This is a genomic window from Hydrogenivirga okinawensis, from assembly GCF_055385515.1.
The window spans coordinates 1,234,211-1,250,863 of the sequence record NZ_AP042386.1; the positions used below are offsets into that span (position 1 = coordinate 1,234,211).

16 protein-coding genes and 1 tRNA gene are annotated in these 16,653 nt (G+C 50.9%); 6 read left to right on the forward strand and 11 right to left on the reverse strand.

The annotated features are described in order from the left end of the window. Nucleotides 1-35 precede the first annotated feature (35 nt). On the forward strand, nucleotides 36-1,052 hold the full coding sequence (locus ACZ483_RS07105) for a chorismate-binding protein (RefSeq protein WP_464323481.1): 1,017 nt from the start codon (nucleotides 36-38) through the stop codon (nucleotides 1,050-1,052). Here the strand turns inward: ACZ483_RS07105 and sreC are convergent. From sreC to ACZ483_RS07130, 5 genes are all read right to left on the reverse strand, one after another. Further along, nucleotides 1,043-2,059 carry a sulfur reductase subunit SreC gene (gene sreC, locus ACZ483_RS07110; protein WP_464323482.1) on the reverse strand — a complete coding sequence of 339 codons (1,017 nt, stop codon included), beginning with the start codon at nucleotides 2,057-2,059 and terminating at the stop codon, nucleotides 1,043-1,045. The genes ACZ483_RS07105 and sreC overlap by 10 nt on opposite strands. Further along, nucleotides 2,059-2,799: a sulfur reductase subunit SreB gene (sreB, locus tag ACZ483_RS07115; RefSeq protein WP_464323483.1), complete on the reverse strand. Its 741-nt coding sequence runs from the start codon at nucleotides 2,797-2,799 to the stop codon at nucleotides 2,059-2,061. The genes sreC and sreB overlap by 1 nt, the downstream gene beginning before the upstream one ends. Next, complete coding sequence (locus tag ACZ483_RS07120; RefSeq protein ID WP_464323484.1) at nucleotides 2,799-3,356, reverse strand: Uma2 family endonuclease; 558 nt, start codon at nucleotides 3,354-3,356, stop codon at nucleotides 2,799-2,801. The genes sreB and ACZ483_RS07120 overlap by 1 nt, the downstream gene beginning before the upstream one ends. Further along, nucleotides 3,353-6,196 (reverse strand): sulfur reductase subunit SreA, encoded by a 2,844-nt coding sequence (gene sreA / locus ACZ483_RS07125; protein WP_464323485.1) that lies wholly within the window; start codon nucleotides 6,194-6,196, stop codon nucleotides 3,353-3,355. The genes ACZ483_RS07120 and sreA overlap by 4 nt, the downstream gene beginning before the upstream one ends. Before the next feature lie 110 nt (nucleotides 6,197-6,306). After that, nucleotides 6,307-7,482, reverse strand: a complete 1,176-nt coding sequence (locus tag ACZ483_RS07130; protein WP_464323486.1) for a class I SAM-dependent rRNA methyltransferase — start codon at nucleotides 7,480-7,482, stop codon at nucleotides 6,307-6,309. 35 nt (nucleotides 7,483-7,517) lie between these two features. On the opposite strand from ACZ483_RS07130, the gene accD reads away from it, so the two are divergent. Both accD and ACZ483_RS07140 read left to right on the forward strand, forming a co-directional pair. Continuing rightward, the gene (gene accD / locus ACZ483_RS07135) at nucleotides 7,518-8,360 is read left to right on the forward strand and encodes an acetyl-CoA carboxylase, carboxyltransferase subunit beta (protein ID WP_464323487.1); all 843 of its coding nucleotides are present in this window, start codon (nucleotides 7,518-7,520) and stop codon (nucleotides 8,358-8,360) included. Next, the gene (locus tag ACZ483_RS07140; RefSeq protein ID WP_464323488.1) at nucleotides 8,345-9,025 is read left to right on the forward strand and encodes an MgtC/SapB family protein; all 681 of its coding nucleotides are present in this window, start codon (nucleotides 8,345-8,347) and stop codon (nucleotides 9,023-9,025) included. The genes accD and ACZ483_RS07140 overlap by 16 nt, the downstream gene beginning before the upstream one ends. On the opposite strand, the gene pth is transcribed toward ACZ483_RS07140, so the two are convergent. The 5 genes from pth to ispE form a co-directional block, all read right to left on the reverse strand. Further along, complete coding sequence (pth, locus tag ACZ483_RS07145; protein WP_464323489.1) at nucleotides 9,018-9,596, reverse strand: aminoacyl-tRNA hydrolase; 579 nt, start codon at nucleotides 9,594-9,596, stop codon at nucleotides 9,018-9,020. The two genes, ACZ483_RS07140 and pth, sit on opposite strands and share 8 nt — an antisense overlap. Next, complete coding sequence (locus tag ACZ483_RS07150; RefSeq protein ID WP_464323490.1) at nucleotides 9,593-10,192, reverse strand: 50S ribosomal protein L25/general stress protein Ctc; 600 nt, start codon at nucleotides 10,190-10,192, stop codon at nucleotides 9,593-9,595. Before ACZ483_RS07150 ends, pth begins: the two co-directional genes overlap by 4 nt. Before the next feature lie 76 nt (nucleotides 10,193-10,268). Beyond that, nucleotides 10,269-11,207 carry a ribose-phosphate diphosphokinase gene (locus tag ACZ483_RS07155; RefSeq protein WP_464323491.1) on the reverse strand — a complete coding sequence of 313 codons (939 nt, stop codon included), beginning with the start codon at nucleotides 11,205-11,207 and terminating at the stop codon, nucleotides 10,269-10,271. Nucleotides 11,208-11,217: 10 nt separating this feature from the next. Next, nucleotides 11,218-11,293: transfer RNA gene (locus tag ACZ483_RS07160), tRNA-Gln, on the reverse strand. After that, complete coding sequence (ispE, locus tag ACZ483_RS07165) at nucleotides 11,284-12,096, reverse strand: 4-(cytidine 5'-diphospho)-2-C-methyl-D-erythritol kinase (protein ID WP_464323492.1); 813 nt, start codon at nucleotides 12,094-12,096, stop codon at nucleotides 11,284-11,286. The genes ACZ483_RS07160 and ispE overlap by 10 nt, the downstream gene beginning before the upstream one ends. Before the next feature lie 17 nt (nucleotides 12,097-12,113). Here ispE and gatB point away from each other — a divergent pair, with 17 nt between their 5' ends. Then, nucleotides 12,114-13,538: an Asp-tRNA(Asn)/Glu-tRNA(Gln) amidotransferase subunit GatB gene (gene gatB, locus ACZ483_RS07170; RefSeq protein ID WP_464323493.1), complete on the forward strand. Its 1,425-nt coding sequence runs from the start codon at nucleotides 12,114-12,116 to the stop codon at nucleotides 13,536-13,538. Between the two features lie 4 nt (nucleotides 13,539-13,542). Here gatB and ACZ483_RS07175 read toward each other — a convergent pair whose 3' ends face one another. Next, nucleotides 13,543-15,033 carry a CsgG/HfaB family protein gene (locus tag ACZ483_RS07175; protein WP_464323494.1) on the reverse strand — a complete coding sequence of 497 codons (1,491 nt, stop codon included), beginning with the start codon at nucleotides 15,031-15,033 and terminating at the stop codon, nucleotides 13,543-13,545. Between the two features lie 55 nt (nucleotides 15,034-15,088). Here ACZ483_RS07175 and rpiB point away from each other — a divergent pair, with 55 nt between their 5' ends. Together rpiB and ACZ483_RS07185 are read left to right on the forward strand one after the other, a co-directional pair. Then, entirely contained in the window at nucleotides 15,089-15,535 is a 447-nt protein-coding gene (rpiB, locus tag ACZ483_RS07180) for a ribose 5-phosphate isomerase B (RefSeq protein ID WP_464323495.1), read from the forward strand. Then, nucleotides 15,522-16,649 (forward strand): FtsW/RodA/SpoVE family cell cycle protein, encoded by a 1,128-nt coding sequence (locus tag ACZ483_RS07185; protein ID WP_464323496.1) that lies wholly within the window; start codon nucleotides 15,522-15,524, stop codon nucleotides 16,647-16,649. The genes rpiB and ACZ483_RS07185 overlap by 14 nt, the downstream gene beginning before the upstream one ends. Nucleotides 16,650-16,653: the final 4 nt, after the last annotated feature.

A 16,653-nucleotide genomic window follows, 5' to 3' on the forward strand; every position in this document is an offset into this window, starting at 1 on the left:
TTCATCCACCTCCCTGAGGCTAAGATTATATCTCCGTGAGGCTGATCGTATCGGGAGGCTGGTTCGGAAGAGAGGGTCTTTACGACTTCGACGTGAGGGAGGTCTTTTATCCTGAAAGGATCGAGGATCTTAAGAACTTTGAGGGTTTTGTTGTCCTATCCTACGAGCTCGGCGAGGAATTCCTTGAGCTGAGAATAAAGGAGAGTCAGCTTCCGAAGATCATAGCCCTAAGGTTATCAGAGCCCGAAAGGTTTAAGAGAAACTTGAAGCCTTACTGCTTAGAACCGGTGGGGATGTCCCTCTCTGAGAGGGAATTCAAAGATAGGGTGGAAAAGATAAAGGCTTACATAGAGAAAGGAGACGTCTATCAGATAAACCTCTCTTCGAGGATAGACTTTAATCTCAAGGGGGATCCTCTCGATCTGTTTTTAGAGTTTTTCAAAAGGCAACCCGTTCCCTACGCCTTCTTTCTCAATATGGAAAACCTCACCATACTTTCGGGATCCATGGAGCTATTTCTGGAAAAGAGAGGTGAGATCCTCAGAAGCAAACCCATAAAGGGAACGGGGAAGAGAGCGGAGGAGATCCTTTCGAGCGAGAAGGAGAGGGCGGAGAACCTGATGATAACGGACATGATGAGGAACGACATCGGAAGGGTTGCAGAGGCAGGGAGTGTGAGAGTCCCCGAGCTTTTCAAAGTGGAAAGGTACAGCACCCTCTGTCAGATGCATTCCACCGTCGAGGGAAGGACCTCGGAGAACTTTCCAAGGATAGTAAGGGAGTCCTTCCCGCCCGCTTCGGTAACGGGAGCTCCCAAGAGGAGGGCGGTTGAGATAATCAACGAGCTCGAACCCCATTCAAGGGGATACTACTGCGGAGCCGCGGGATTTGTCAAAAGAAACGGAGACTTTACCTTAAGTGTCCTCATAAGGACCGCCTTCGGCGGTGGTTCAGAAATTAGTTACTTTTCCGGATGCGGTATAGTCTGGGATTCGGATCCCGAAAGGGAGTGGAGGGAGCTCCTCCTGAAGGTAAAAGCCTTCTATCCGTAAAGGGATATCCTCGTCTCCTTCCTCTCCATAAAGCCCTTCCTGAGCCTGTAGCCCTCTTCGGGATAGAGCCCGTAGAAGAGGTTCTGGACGTGGTTGCCCTCCACGAAGAAGCTCCACCTCTCCAAGGCGCTTCCGAAGAGAACGAAGAGGTAGGTCAGTCCGAATATCCAGTGGTTATGGGTTCCCGTTATCCAAGCATAAAGGACGAGGAAGAGGGGAACTACGAAGGTGAGCAGGTAGGCAAGGGGTATAACGGTAGAGAGCAACTCTTTGCCTTTCCTGTAATAGAACTCTGTGGTGCAGAAGTTGTCCGTTGTTGAACCCGTGTCTATAACCCTTATGGGTCTGTTGTGGGGTAGGTTGAGAGCCTCGTTCATCGTAGGACGCTTCAAATAGAACTGCCTAACGTTGAAGGCTATCCTGAAGTCGAGGGCGAGAACGAGGAACAGAAAGCTAAGGAATATGAAGGTTCCAAGGTAGGGAAGTTTATAGATGTAGGAGAAGTAAGCCATGAGCGTGGATCCGAGCATCAGATACATCAGGAGGTAGTAGATGACCGTTATGGAGGTGTTCCACTCAAGGACGAACCGGTTGGAGGCGTAGATCATCGCCGTTGAGAACCCGCTCAGAACACCGAGTACGAGGGTGGTTATCCCGAAGAAGTGTTCAAAGAAGGGGTTCACATCGAAGTAGTTTAAAACCAGGTAGATCAGCAATGTAAATCCGTAGGCTCCGCTAAAGACCGCCTCCCTTGAAAGCCATGAGGTTCTGAACCTCTTTATAGCCTTCCAAGCCCTGAGCTTGTGTCCCAAATGAAAAGACGCACCTATCGCTCCCGCTCCGATGAGCACCAGTTCTAAGATACCGAGCTTGAGGATCACCTCCTTTGGCAGCCCCTGACCCTTTCCGAAGAGCTGGAGGAACTCAATAGCGTACATGAATATGAACAGACCTATAGACGTTCCGGCTGTCAGGAAGAAGAATATCAACGACATCGGTGGGTGCATTATCCTACCTCCACCTCTTTTTCTTGAACGGCTTTATTGGAAACGTGGTGTCTCTTCATAACCTCTAGGAAGAGGGGATTGTCCGGTCTCAGTATGTGCTTTTCGAACTCCTCAAGGTTTACCTTAGTCTCCGTCCTCGGCAGGTAGTGGTTGGAGGGGTTCGTCCCCATGTCCGGGAATAGGACGAAACCGTTCCTCTCCTCTATCACCTTATAAACCTCGCTGTTGGGATCCTCTATGTCTCCGAAGAACCTCGCCCTCGCAGGGCAGGTGAGAACACAGGCGGGCTTCCTGTGTTCGGGAGGTAAGGTCTCGTCGTATACCCTGTCTATGCAGAGGGTGCACTTCTTCATAACCTTGTCCGCCTCGTCGAACTCCCTGCATCCGTAAGGACAGCTCCAGGAGCAGAGCTTACAACCTATGCAGTCGTCGTAGTTCACCAGGACTATTCCGTCCTGTTCCCTCTTGTAGGAAGCCCCCGTAGGACAGACGGGAACGCAGGGCGCATCCTGACAGTGGAGACAGGATTTGGGTAAGTGGAAGACCTGCGTGTTGGGAAACTCACCCGTCTCGTAGGTCATTATCCTGTTGTACCAAACTCCTTCTGGGTGAGCCCCGTAGGGATCGAAGTCCGAAAGGGGACCGAAAGCCGCCTGAGTGTTCCACTCCTTACAGTTGGTGGCACAGGCATGACACCCAACGCAGGTGTTAAGATCTATAACTAAAGCAAACTGTGCCATCACAGCACCTCCTCGAAAACTTCCTTAAGGGCAATTTCAAACTCAGGGACAACCGAAGACTTAACCTTACCTGTACCTTTTGCCTTTGAATAAAGTTCAAAACCATTCTCCGTGTTCTTATAAACCTCTATCGCCCTTCTCTTTGGATCCACTATCCAGTACTCCCTGACGCCTACTCTCTCGTAAACCTCCTTCTTCTCTGTAAGATCGTAGTAGGCGGTGGAGGGAGAAAGTATCTCGATAACAATATCGGGAGGTCCCTCCACACCTCTTTCGGTTACCTTCGCCCTTCCGCCTTTAAGAATAACGACTATATCCGGCTGATAGGCGTTCTCTTCGTCAAGGTAAACATCTACGGGAACGTAGAAGACTTCTCCCTTCTTTAACTTCTCTACACGCTCATAAAGTTTGCTGAATAGCCTTCTAGAACTCCTCTGATGATCAGGTGCAGGTGCTGGACTTATCACAAACTCCCCCTCTATGAGCCGGTAGGGGCTTCCTTCAGGGAGAGCCTCGTAATCCTTTACAGTTTTCTTCTCAGCGGCCTTCAGGCTCATGGCTTGTACCTCAGAACCTCCGTCCACCTATCCTTTATGTATGGGAGCGGTTCGACCCTAAACTCAGGGTAGGTTTCAGGTGTTTGATCCTCAGCCCTGTACACTTTGACCTTGGTATCGAACCATGCAAGGTGCCCTGTAATGGGATCTCCGTAGAAGATCTCCCTTCCTCCTATCTTTATGGAGTGGGGGATGACGTGGTTGAGGAGGAACCCCTGATGTCCTTCCTCAGCTTCAGGCTTGAGTCCCCAGGTCCCCTGCATCTTCCCTATAGCGTTCCAAGTCCACACGGAGTTAGGTTCCGTGGCTTCCGTTAAAAATACCTGACACTTGACCTTACCTACCCTCGACTCAACCCATACCCAGTCAAGGTGTTTTATTCCTAACCTCTCCGCTGTCTTGGGGTTCATGTAAAGGAAGTTTCTCGTGGATATCTGTCTGAGCCATGCGTTCTGGGAGTCCCAAGAGTGGTACATCCACTGGGGCCTTGCGGTGAAGGCGTAGAGGGGGTACTCGTCACCGCTCACCTCCTCCTCGAAGGGAGGATACCAGAAGGGCAGGGGATCGAAGTACTTGACCAACCTCTCCCTAATGACCGGATCGTTGGGCGGTTGGTTCTCACCTTCCCAGAGTCCCTGACCGGCGAGCCTGAAGGTTTGGAGGGACTCCACGTAGAAGTTCATTATTATGGGATCGGTCTTCTTCACAAATCCCACGCTCTTAGCCCACTCCAAGTAGTCCTTGTTGATGTGCCTGTAATACCTCATGTGCTCCGGCAGTCTGTAGTAGAAGAAGCCCTTGTTCTTGGTGTACATTTCAAGTTGCTTAGGATTAGGCTCTCCTACGAAGTGCTTGTCTCCGTTTTTACCTCTCCACCCAGCTAACGCTCCTACTCCTGGTCTCGGCTGCCAGTTTATGAGAAAGTCCTTAAAGTCCTTGTACTTGGGAGTTCCGTCCTCGTTCACGAAACCGGGAAGCTTGAGCCTGGTTCCCAGCTCCACCATAACGTCTCCCCAAGGCTTGACGTCCAATCCCTCCCTCTTCGGATCAACTATCGGCTGTCTGAGTGCGTCCACCGGACCGCTCGCCACCGAGGGGGGTCTGTCGAGAAGGGAGAGGGCAAACCACTGCTCCAAGTAGGTGGCATCCGGAAGGACGAGATCGGAGTAAGCCACCTGCTCGCTGTAGAAGGCGTCTATCGTGATTATCTTCGGGATTATATAGTTGCCAGCCGGATCCTTTGCCGTGAGGGCTTCGATTATGTAAGGTATGTTCTGGGAGGAGTTCCATGCCATGTTAGCCATGTATATGATGAGGACCTCTATGTCGTAAGGATCCCTCTGGTAAGCTGCGGGGATCACGTTCTGTATGCATCCGTGAGCTGCTATGGGGAACTCCCAGCTGTAAGCCTTGTCTATCCTTAAGGGATTTCCGTCCTTGTCCACGAGCAGATCGTCGGGATTCTGAGGGAGTCCCAAGTGGGGACCCTTGAGGGGCTCTCCGTACTTAAGATCATCGAGAGACCTTATCTTCACAGGCTTAGGAAGATCCTCTATGTGCTTGGGATAGGGGGGCTTTGCCAAGTGTCCGCCGGGTACGTCCACGCACCCCAAAAGCATCTTGAGGACGAAAACAGCCCTCGCTGTCTGGAAGCCGTTGGAGTGGGAGGCTATGCCCCTCATAATGTGGAAGGAGACGGGTCTTCCCTTCATGGTCTTGTGCTTCCTTCCCCAAACGTCCGTCCACTCGACGGGAAGTTCAAGGGGATCGTAGAGGGCTATCACTCCCATCTCCTTGGCTATCCTCTCTATGTCCTTGGCGGGGATGCCGGTTATCTTCTCTACCTTCTCGGGGCTGTAATCCCTAATGAGCCTCTCGGCGAAGATATCGAAGGCGGGTCTTACCTTGAACCCTTCGGGCGTCTCAAACTCACCTACGAAGGCGGGATCGAGGTCGTCGGGAACTATCCTGTCGGCAGGCTGAAGCGTCCTCGTCTTCTTGTCATAGACCATAGGCTTTCCTTCCTCGTTCCTGTAAAAGAGCCCGTCCTTGGGAGTTCCGGGAGCCTGTATTACGAGCCAGGGAGCGTTGGTCTGCTCTTTAAGGAATGTCCAGTCGATCAGATTGTACTTGAAGAGGACATGACAGAGACCTAAGACGAAGGCACCGTCCGTTCCGGGTTTTACGGGAACCCACTCGTCCGCTATGGCACCGTAAGACCACCTCACGGGATTTACGAAGACGAGCTTACCTCCCCTCCTCTTCATCTCCTGAATTCCCAACTTGAAGGGGTTAGAGGCGTGGTCTTCCGCCACACCTATCATCATGAAGTACTTGGTGTTCTCGAAGTCCGGATCCCCAAACTCCCAGAAGGAGTATCCTGTAGAGAGCAGTCCCGCTGCGGCGACGTTCACCGAACAGAAGCCCCCGTGGGCAGCCCAGTTTATGGTCCCTATCTGCTGGGCGAACCATCCGTTTATAGCCTGCATCTGGTCCCTTCCGGTGAAGAAGGCCACCTTGGCAGGGTTCTTCCTCCTCGCCTCGTCTATCCACTTGGCGGCTATCTCTATAGCCTCGTCCCACTCTATCTCCTTGAACTGACCCGAACCTCTGGGACCTGTTCTTAGAAGGGGTTTCCTGAGCCTTGCGGGGGAGTACTCCTTCATTATCCCCGAGGAGCCCTTGGCGCACAGAACTCCTTTATTCAAAGGATGATCGTCGTTTCCCTTTATGTAAGTGACCTTGTTGTTCCTCACATATACCTCTATCCCACACCTGCAGGCGCACATATAGCAGGTGCTGTAATACTTCTTTTCGTAAAAGCTACCTCCTATCTCCATGATCCATGCCTCCTTGGGCACACTTTAAGTAAAAGGATAGTCTTTATCTCCCAGTCCTGATAGCATTTTTGCTTAAAGCTTCATAAGCTCTCCTTATGGGACTTATAAGTTTATATTACCTCAACCCACACACCCTTAAGGTACAGCGTGTTGGGCATCTGGAGAATCCAGGGATGATCTTTGTCCTGAAAGGTCTTGGCTACAACCCTAACCTGCCTCCTTACATCGTAAGAAGCCTCCGTGAGGACTTCTAAAAGGTGTTGCTCTGTTATGTGAAAGGAGCAGGAGAAGATAGCGAGGTATCCTTCAGACTTGGTTAGCTTCAGACCTCTCAAACAGAGTTCTTTGTATCCCCTCAGGGCGTTAGGAACGGCGTGCCTGTTCTTCGCAAAGGAGGGAGGATCTATTATCACCACGTCGAACTTCTCCCCTCTCCTGTCGAGTTCCCTGAGGTAGTCAAAGGCGTTGGCAGAGACCCACTTTATACCATAAAGTCCGTTCAACCTCTCGTTCCTCTTGCCTACCTCTAAGGCGAGCTCCGATATGTCTACCGCTATCACTTCCCCGGCTCCCATCTTCTTCATGTTCAGAGCAAATCCCCCCGTGTGGGAGAAGACGTCTAAACACCTGTCCCCCGGCTCCACGAGGCTCCTGACAAACTTCCTTGAGTTCCTCTGATCGAGGAAAAAGCCCGTTTTCTGCCCCTGGGGTATGTTTATGTAGTACTTAAGATCGTGTTCCCAGATGACTATCTCCTCCGGAACCTCTCCGTAAACCGTTCCCTCAACCACCTCTATACCCTCGACCTTAATTGCGGTCTGATTAGCCTTTTCGTAGATACCCTTTGGCTTGAGTATGTCTATCAGAGCCTCTATGACCGTCTCCCTGAACTGGTTCATTCCGTATGTGGTGAACTCTAAGGCGACGTACTCGCCGTAAACGTCCACTATTAGACCGGGGAGGAGGTCACCCTCGGAGTGGATAAGTCTGAAGGCATTACTGTTTATATAAAGCTTCTTCCTGTAGTTGTAAGCCTGCTCTATCCTTCCCCTTATTAGCTCGGGAGTTATAGGTTCTTCTTTGTCGAAGGAAAGTATTCTGACGGCTATCGTGGCATCAGGATTTATGTAGCCGTAACCGAGAAACTTTCCACCGAAGTCCCTGACTACGACGAGTTCACCCTTTTTTGGCTTTCTCGAGTAGGAGGCTATCTCCGCTCTGTACACCCAGGGAAAGAAACCCCTTATTCTGTCCTCTATTCCGGGCTTTACCCTTATCTGAAGCATTCTATTTTAGTTTATACTTCTTCTACTTCGGGATCATGGGCATATTCGAGAAGCTCTTTAAGAAGAAGAGGGAAGAAGAGAACCTATGGACGAAGTGTCCAGAATGCAAGACTCTCCTATACGTCCCGGACCTGAAGAGGAACTTCAAGGTCTGTCCCAAGTGCAACTACCACTTCCCTCTTTCAGCAATAGAAAGGGTAGAGCAACTCCTCGATGAGGAGGGCGCTCAAAAGCTGTTCGAAAACGTCCTTCCTACCGATCCACTTAACTTCAAGGACACGAGGTCTTACAGAGATAGGTTGAAGAAGGCTCAGGAACAGACAGGGCTGACAGAGGCGATCGTGGTCGTGAAGGGATTTATGGGTGGAAGGTCTGTGATAGTTACCTCCATGGACTTTAACTTTATCGGAGGTAGCATGGGTTCTGTAGTTGGAGAGAGGTTCGCAAGAGCTTGCCAGATCGCTTCTGAAGAAAGGATACCGTTGATTGCGGTCACCTGTTCGGGTGGGGCGAGGATGCAGGAGGGTATTCTCTCTCTCATGCAGATGGCTAAGACCTCCCTCGCAGTAGGGCTCCTGAAAGAGAGGGGAATTCCTTACATAACCGTTCTTGCAAACCCTACAACGGGGGGTGTGGCGGCGAGCTTCGCTTTCCTTGGGGACGTGATTATCGCCGAGCCTGGAGCCCTCATAGGCTTCGCAGGACCGAGGGTTATAGAGCAGACGATAAAGCAGAAGCTTCCCGAAGGTTTCCAGAGATCAGAGTTCCTCTTGGAAAAAGGAATGATAGATATGGTAGTTCACAGGAGGGAGCTGAGGGAAACCTTAGAAAGACTCTTAGATCTAACTTATTACTCGGAGAGATGCTGGAGAGGTTAGACCTTCTGGTAGAGAACTACCCTTTCCCACTCTGGGAGGGAATACTGAGGATAGTTCTCGCCATGCTCTTCGGATCGGCCATAGGTCTCGAGAGGGAGAGGAGGAAACAGCCCGCGGGTTTCAGAACCCACTCGGTCTTAGCCGTGGGTTCGGCACTTCTGAGCATAGTTTCCGTTTACGTCCCCTCCGTTTACGGAACCGGTGTTAACGTTGATCCCTCGAGGATAGCCTCTCAGGTGGTGAGCGGTATAGGTTTCTTGGGAGCGGGAGCTATACTCAGAATGGGTGTTTCGGTCAAAGGGCTCACAACCGCGGCGAGTCTATGGACTACCGCAGGAATAGGTCTCGCCGTTGGCGCAGGGATGTACGTTCTTTCCCTGTTCTCTACCGTCGTTCTTCTTCTCGTTCTCAGCTTGATGAGTAAGGTGGAGCGGGAGTTCATATCGAAGAAGGGGGTAAAGGCGGTAAAGCTTAGCCTATCTGAGGAAGGAGAATTGCTCGACAGGGTAAGATCGATCTTAGAAGAGGGGAGCGTATCGAAGATGGTCAGAACGAGGGGTAGACTGGAGGTAGTAGTGGAAGTTCCCTACGAGGAAGAGGATCTCGACAGGAAACTTAGAGAGATAATGAAGCTGGAGGGAGTTAAGGAGATAGAAGTTATATGATTACGTCCCTCCTGTTGCAGAACTCCATGGCATCCTGAGGCGACAGCTCAATAGCTCTCAGAACGCAGTCGGCAGCCTTCTTTATGACCGCCCTGATCATCTCCTCCTCTTCTTTGGAGAAGGGGGAAAGTACGTAACTTACCACATCCTCCTTCCTTTTGGGTCTTCCTATGCCTACCTTCAGTCTCGGGAACTTCTCGGTCTTTATGTTCTTGATTATGGACTCTACACCCCTGTGTCCCCCCGAGCTACCCTCCAGTCTCAGCCTCGTCATTCCGAGGGGAAGATCAATGTCGTCGTAAACCACGAGCATCTCCTCGGGCTCTACCCTGTTCTCCTCCAAAAGGTTTATCACCGCAAGGCCCGAGTTATTCATGTAGGTTTGAGGTTTGGCGAGTATAACCCCCCTTCCACCTATCCTTGCCCTGTAAACGTGGGAGAGAGCTTCCTCAGAGTAGTTCTTAAGCTTGAGTCTCCTGACCAGCTCATCTATGACCATAAAGCCGACGTTGTGCCTCGTCCTCTCGTACTCCTTCCCCGGGTTTCCAAGACCCACTACAAGCCTTATCATTCAGCGGTCTCTTCTCCTCCCTCTTCCTCAGTTGTCTCCTCTACCTCCTCAACCTCAGGTTCGGCAACCACTGCAACCGTCTCCTCCGGGTTGTCAAGAACTATACAGCCCTCGGGCACCTCTATGTCCCTGACGTGGAGAACCTCTCCCAGTCCAAGACCACTAACATCGACGGTGATCTTATCGGGTAGGTTTGCAGGACGAGCCTTTATGGATAGGGAGTGCATGAGAACCTCGAAGGTTCCTCCCAGCTCAACACCGGCGGGTGTTCCAACGAACTCGATCGGCACCTCCACCTCTATCTCGGTAACATGGGCAAGGTCATAGAGATCAACGTGTATCGGGTTGTCCCCGAGCCATCCAAACTGGATGTCTTTGAGTATGCAAACCCTCTTTTCCCCGTTCACCTCAGCCTCTATAAGGAAAGTCTCCCCGTGGGGCAGGGAGAGGAAGTCCTTCGCGCTCATCCAGGCGTGGACGTTGTTCACATCCTTTCCGTAAATCTCAACGGGTATGAAACCTTCCCTTCTCATCCTCTTGGTCTCACTCTTCTTACCGGGAACCCTTTCGGAAAGCTTAACCTTTACCCTCTTCATGGAAGTTTCCTCCTAAAGGTTTGACGAACTCAAAATTATATCACTATAACCGGCAGAGATGATGGATTCCTGTAATTCAGATGAATAGGGAGCTTACGGACTCTTCTTCGTGAATCCTCCTTATGGCTTCTGCAAGGAGAGGCGCCACGGAAACTACCTTTAACTTGTTAAACATCTTATCGTCCGATGGTATCGTGTTGGTTATTATCACCTGCTCTATTGGCGAGTTCGTAAGCCTTTCCACCGCAGGACCCGAGAGAACACCGTGTGTGGCACAGGCTATAACTCTTTTAGCCCCCTTGTTTATGAGCATGTTCGCCGCGGCCACCATCGTTCCAGCGGTGTCTATCAGATCATCGATGATTATTGCCTCCTTACCCTCTATATTTCCTACAACGTCCAAGACCTCGGCTTTGTTAGGTTCGGGTCTCCTCTTGTATATAATCGCTATACCGCACCCGAGCCTGTTGGCAAGCTGACGTGCCCTCTCTACACCTCCTGCGTCGGGAGAAACCACTATCGGATTCTCAAGTATGAGGTTCTTCTTAAGGTAGTCGTATAGGACTGGGAGAGCGGAGAGATGGTCCACCGGTATGTCGAAGAAGCCCTGTATCTGAGGGGAGTGCAGATCTATGGTAACTACCCTGTTGGCACCGGCAACGGTTATGAGATCGGCGAGCAATCTCGCGCTGACCGGGGTTCTCGGTTTGTCCTGCCTGTCCTGACGGGCGTAAGCGAAGTAAGGAATTACAGCGGTTATCCTGCCCGCGGAAGATCTTTTGAGAGCGTCTATGATAAGGAGAAGTTCCATAATGTGCTGGTTAGCGGGGTAGGAAAGGGATTGGAAGACGTAAACGTCAGCTCCCCTTATAGACTCGTTTATCTGAACTCTGACCTCTCCGTCGCTGAACTTGGTCACGAGCATATCGGCTATCGGAACGTTTAGGTATTGGGAAACCTCCTCCGCGAGAGCCCTGTTCGCAGTTCCCGTGAGCAGCTTCAGCGGTCTGTTCATGGTTTTAAAATGGCTGGGGTGCCTGGACTCGAACCAGGAACCCCCGGATCCAAAGTCCGGTGCTCTGCCAGTTGAGCTACACCCCAAGCCAGCTTTTAGCCCTTATAACCTTCCACCCCCTGAGCCGAGCTCCTCTCTCCAGCTCGGGGGTAGGTTCACCTATATAGAATACAGCAGAACCGCTCCCGCTGACAAGGGGTTTAAAGCCAAGATCTCTCATGAACCTTACGACCTCACCTATTTCCGGATAGAGTTCGCAGGCTATGTCGCCGAGGGTATTCTCCAATAGCTCGAACTTCCCTTCCCTGATGGCTTCGATAACCTTCTCCTCCTCCACTTCTGAGAGGTGATAATCCCTCACCGCCGAGTAAACCCGCCCTGTGGAAGAGGAAAGGGAAGGGATTAGGAGGGTTACCGTCAGATTCAGAGGTTCTATCTCCTCGATTATCTCTCCCCTTCCTCTCCCAATAGCCGTTCCTCCCTTGAAGAAGAAGGGGGCATCGGAGGAGACTGTTCCCGCTATCTCCCTGAGTTCCTCCTCATCCAAGAGGTTCCCCATCAGCTCGTTTATCTTCCTCAAAACGACCGCCACGTTGGCGCTCCCCCCTCCTAAACCTGTGCCGGGAGGGACATTTTTCTGGATAAAGATGGAGAACTCAGGCACCCTCCCCGTCTTCCTCGAATACTCCAAGAGGGCTTTATAAACCAAGTTCTCCTCCTTCAGTATACCTACGTTGGTCTGGACGTCGAATATACCTTCCCTTATGTAGATCTCATCGCAGAAGTCAATGGCGTGATAGATCGTGAAGATCTCGTGGTATCCGTCCGGTCTTTTCCCCAGGATCCAGAGGCCGAGGTTTACCTTGGAGGGGGAAAGTATCCTTATCACAACTTATAATATAGACGATGGAATACGAAGCGGTCATAGGTCTCGAGATCCACGTCCAAATGGACACAGAGACCAAGATGTTCTGCTCCTGTCCAGTGGAGTTCGGGGCAGAGCCCAACACCAACGTCTGTCCCGTATGCCTCGGTATGCCGGGATCCCTGCCGGTTATAAACAGGAAAGCCGTCGAGTATGCGGTAAGAGCTTCCTTAGCTCTCAACTGCGAGGTACACTTGGAGTCCATCTTCGCCCGTAAGAACTACTTCTATCCCGACCTCCCAAAAGGTTATCAGATATCCCAGTACGAAAAGCCCTTAGCCACCAACGGCTGGCTCGAGATAGAGCTCCCCGACGGAGAGAAGAGGAAGGTCAGGATAAGGAGACTCCACATAGAGGAGGACGCGGGGAAGAACATACACGAAGGGAATAAGTCCTACGTAGACCTAAACAGAGCGGGAACTCCCCTGATGGAGATCGTTACCGAACCCGACATCAGGAGTCCGGAGGAGGCGAGGATCTTCTTGGAGACCTTGAGGAACATCATGAGGTATACGGGAGTCTCCAAGGCGGACATGGAGAAAGGGCAACTGAGGTGCGACATAAACGTCTCCATAAGACCCAAGGGATCGGATAAGCTCGGAACGAGGACGGAGATAAAGAACGTGAACTCCTTCAGGTTCGTTCAGAAGGCTCTTGAGTACGAAATAGAGAGGCAGATAAAGGTTGTCTCCGAAGGGGGAGAGATCGTCCAGGAGACGAGAACCTTTGACCCCGCCACGGGGAAGACCTACACCATGAGAACGAAGGAGGAGGCGGAGGATTACAGGTACTTCCCCGATCCCGATCTCCTTCCCCTCGTTCTCAAAGAAGAGTGGATAGAGGAGATAAAAAGATCCATGCCGGAACTCCCTCACCAGAGGTTGGAGAGATTGCTTTCCCAGTACGGGATCAGTGAGTACGAGGCTAAGATCTTCGTCCAGCATAAGGAGCTTGGGGACTACTTCGAAGAGGCGGTCAAGGTTTACAACGAACCCAAGATGATAGCCAACTGGCTCCTGAACGACCTCTTGGGACTTCTGAACGAAAAGCAGGTGCAGATAGAGGAGTCCCCCGTTCCTCCGGAGAGCTTGGCGGAGTTGGTTAAGCTCATAAAGGAGAACGTAATTTCAACGAAGATAGGCAAGGAAGTGATAAAGGAGATGGTGGAGACCGGGAAGAGCGCCTCAAAGATAGTGGAGGAGAAGGGACTGAAGCAGATAACCGACGAGTCGGAGATAAGGAGGATAGTGGAGGAGGTGGTGAGCAGGTTCCCGAAAGAGGTGGAGAGGTTCAAGGCGGGAGAGGAGAAGCTCATCGGCTTCTTCGTCGGCCAGGTGATGAGGGAGACCAAGGGCAAGGCTAACCCTAGGCTCGTCAATCAGATACTCAGAGAGATCCTTTCGTAAAAACTCATTTAGAGAATACTGACAGTTTTATGTCAGTCACAAAAGCGTAGTCTCCGGTTTCTATATCGTCCGCGAAGAGACGAAAGACCACCTTCCTTTTCTGTCGACCCAAGGCTATAGGATCAACGGGCACAGTTCCCCATCTCTCACCGTTAACAAAAACGGATACAGCGTCTCCCTCCTTCATCAGTCCTATGGTCACCGGATTTCCGTTAGCGTCCCTTACAGCAGGAAGCTCTTTACCAAAAACTTTGAACCTCCCTCCTATATTAAGCTCAACTGGGAAGGGCGACCCTTCCCTGCCGAGGAAGAGACTTAAACCTTCTGCGTAGGAGCCCTTACCACCCTTGAGGTAAGCTGTAAACTCGATAGCCCAATCCTTCGATGGGTTGAACTTAGGAACGCTCTTCTCAAACACGAGATCACCCTTTAAGGTAGCTACCCACTTTTTACCCCCGAACTCTATACACTCAGCCGTTCCCCTCACTATCTTTATACCCTTAGGTATGACCCTGCAGGTGGAGAAGTCTTCGGACCAGAGAACCACGTCTCCGTGTCTGAAAACCTGTTTAGCTCTTCTTATACCTCCCGCGGCAACAGATCTTTCAGGTTTGGGAGAAGCAGCAGGAGGAGTGGTAACAGGTGAAGCTGTTATAGGCTTAGGAGAAGCAGCGGATGCGGCAGCAGGTGAAGCTGTTACTGGAACGGAGCTTCCAGGAGAAATAGCAGGTCCGTAGCTCTTAACTCTCTCCACTATAAGCTTGACCGTATGGTAGATGAGATCTCTTACAGCCTCCTCCATAGGTGTGTTTTTGAAGACCTCAAACCATCCTCCAGCTATCGTAGTTCCAAATATACCCCCACCTCCTATACCAAACTTCCACCTTTCAGACTTTCCTTCTACAGCTTTCGCAAGTAGTATCTCCGCGTCCCTAACTCTCACCAGCCTGAGGTCTAAAGCTATGTGAGCTTTCTGCTTACCAGCTTTTACACCAACACCTCCTAAGAAGGGTAGTGGGACTACAACTCCTCCTCCTCCTACTCCGGAAGCATTCATTTCCAAAGCTGTAATTGCACCCGTCAAGAGGAAGTCAGCGCCCTTCAGAGTTTGCTTGGGCTTCACACCCATAAGTTCAAGTTCTTCCTTTATCTCTGCAAGAGTTTCCCTTTCCAGAACCTTAAAGCAGCCAGTATTAACAAGAGCAGTAACGAGCATGTCGGAAAGTCCTTCCCCAAGAACCCTTGGAGAGAGCTGAACCGTATAGTTAGGTCCAAAGACTATTCTATTCCCAATACACTGAGCAGCTTTACACTTAAAGCTCCTGGCAACAATGGTTCCAAGAGGTCTATCGCATTTGGGAAGTTCGGGTTCCCTCACCCTCATCTCCTTGGCGTACTCGCCTTCGGTTGTAGTCTTTGCCTGTTGTGCTGTTGGAGCACAACCCAGAAGAAGATAAAAAACTCCTACGAGGAAAAGTCCTAACCTCAGCTTCATTTTAAAACCTCCCTTAAGTTTTTTCCTTTATAGAATAGAATAATAATTATATACCATGATAGTGGCTATTGGTTCAGATCACGCAGGATTTCCCCTAAAGGAGAGGATTAAAGAGTTCCTAATAGAGAAAGGTCACGAGGTCATAGACTTCGGGACAACGAGCAAGGACTCAACACACTATCCCCTCTTCGCTAAGGAGGTTTCCATCGCCGTTCAGAAGGGTGAGGCCGAGAGGGGGATACTGGTTTGCGGAACGGGGATAGGTATGTCCATAACCGCCAACAAGTTCAGAGGTGTTAGGGCGGCTCTATGTCTTAACGAGTACATGGCGAGGATGAGCAGGCTCCACAACGACGCCAACGTTCTCTGTTTAGGGGACAGGGTTCTCGGTGAGGAACTCGCCCTATCTATAGTGGAGGTGTGGTTAGAGACACCCTTCGAGGGTGGAAGGCACGCCAAGAGGGTGGAACTTATAGCAGAGATAGAACGTGGGTGTCCTTGAAAGGTTAAGAAGGTTTTATCCCGATCCGGTTATCCTGTTCACCCTGATACTCTTACTCTTAATGGGTTTCCTCACTATCCTGTCGGTCAAGGTCTCTCCCAAGATACTCGAAGGTCTGACCATCTCCGATTTCAGGAGACCCGTCGTATTTTTCCTATCCTCTATCTTCGGTCTCTTCCTGATGTCCGCCATCTCTTACTTTCTCAATTACAAGAAGCTCAACAATCAGAAGGTGGTCTATTCCCTTGTGCTTCTCTCCCTGTCCCTGCTCCTAATCGTGCTCCTGAAGAAGATAGTTCTCGGCAAGTCGGTGGAGAGGTGGCTGATAGGAACGAGCCTCCAGCCCTCCGAGATCTCAAAGGTCGTTATAACCGTCTTTATAGCCTACTACGTTGCACGAAAGGGATTGATAAACAGATTGAGGTTCTTCGGATGGGCTATATTTGTCGTTCTCGCCCATTCCGTTCTCCTCTTTCTCCAACCAGATAAGGGGATGGCCATCTTTATGCTCTTTGTGGCTTGGATAATGCTTTGGATAGGCAACACCTCCCCGAGGGTATATATACCCGTGGGGGGTATTTTCGCCTCAGTGGCTGCCTTCATGCTCCTCTTCGGTGGAGACTACGTTCACAAAAGGATACTTGCCTGGAAGAACCCCATAGAGGACTCCTTCGGGTCTGGTTATCAGGTTATCCAGTCCCTCTTAGCCTTTATGAACGGGGGTCTCTTGGGTCAGGGATACGGAAAGGGATTTCAGAAGCTCGGACCCCTCACCCAGGCGGATACGGATTACGTCTTAGCCACGATAGGGGAGGAGTTAGGTTTTCCGGGGATAGTGTTTATCTTCGTTCTGTACGGAATTCTCATTTACAGGCTCTCCCGCATAGCTTTAGAGACAGCCGATGTATTCGGAAGACTAATAGTCGTTGGAGTAATGCTAATGATATCCGTCTCCGCTTTAGTGAACATCATGATGGCCGTGAACATACTCCCTCCTAAGGGGATCCCCCTGCCCTTCCTGAGCTACGGGACAAGCAACCTCCTGTCCAACTTCATAGCCCTCGGTCTTGTGGGAGCTGTATATAAAAGACAACTGCATTACAGGCTCCTCTGATAGA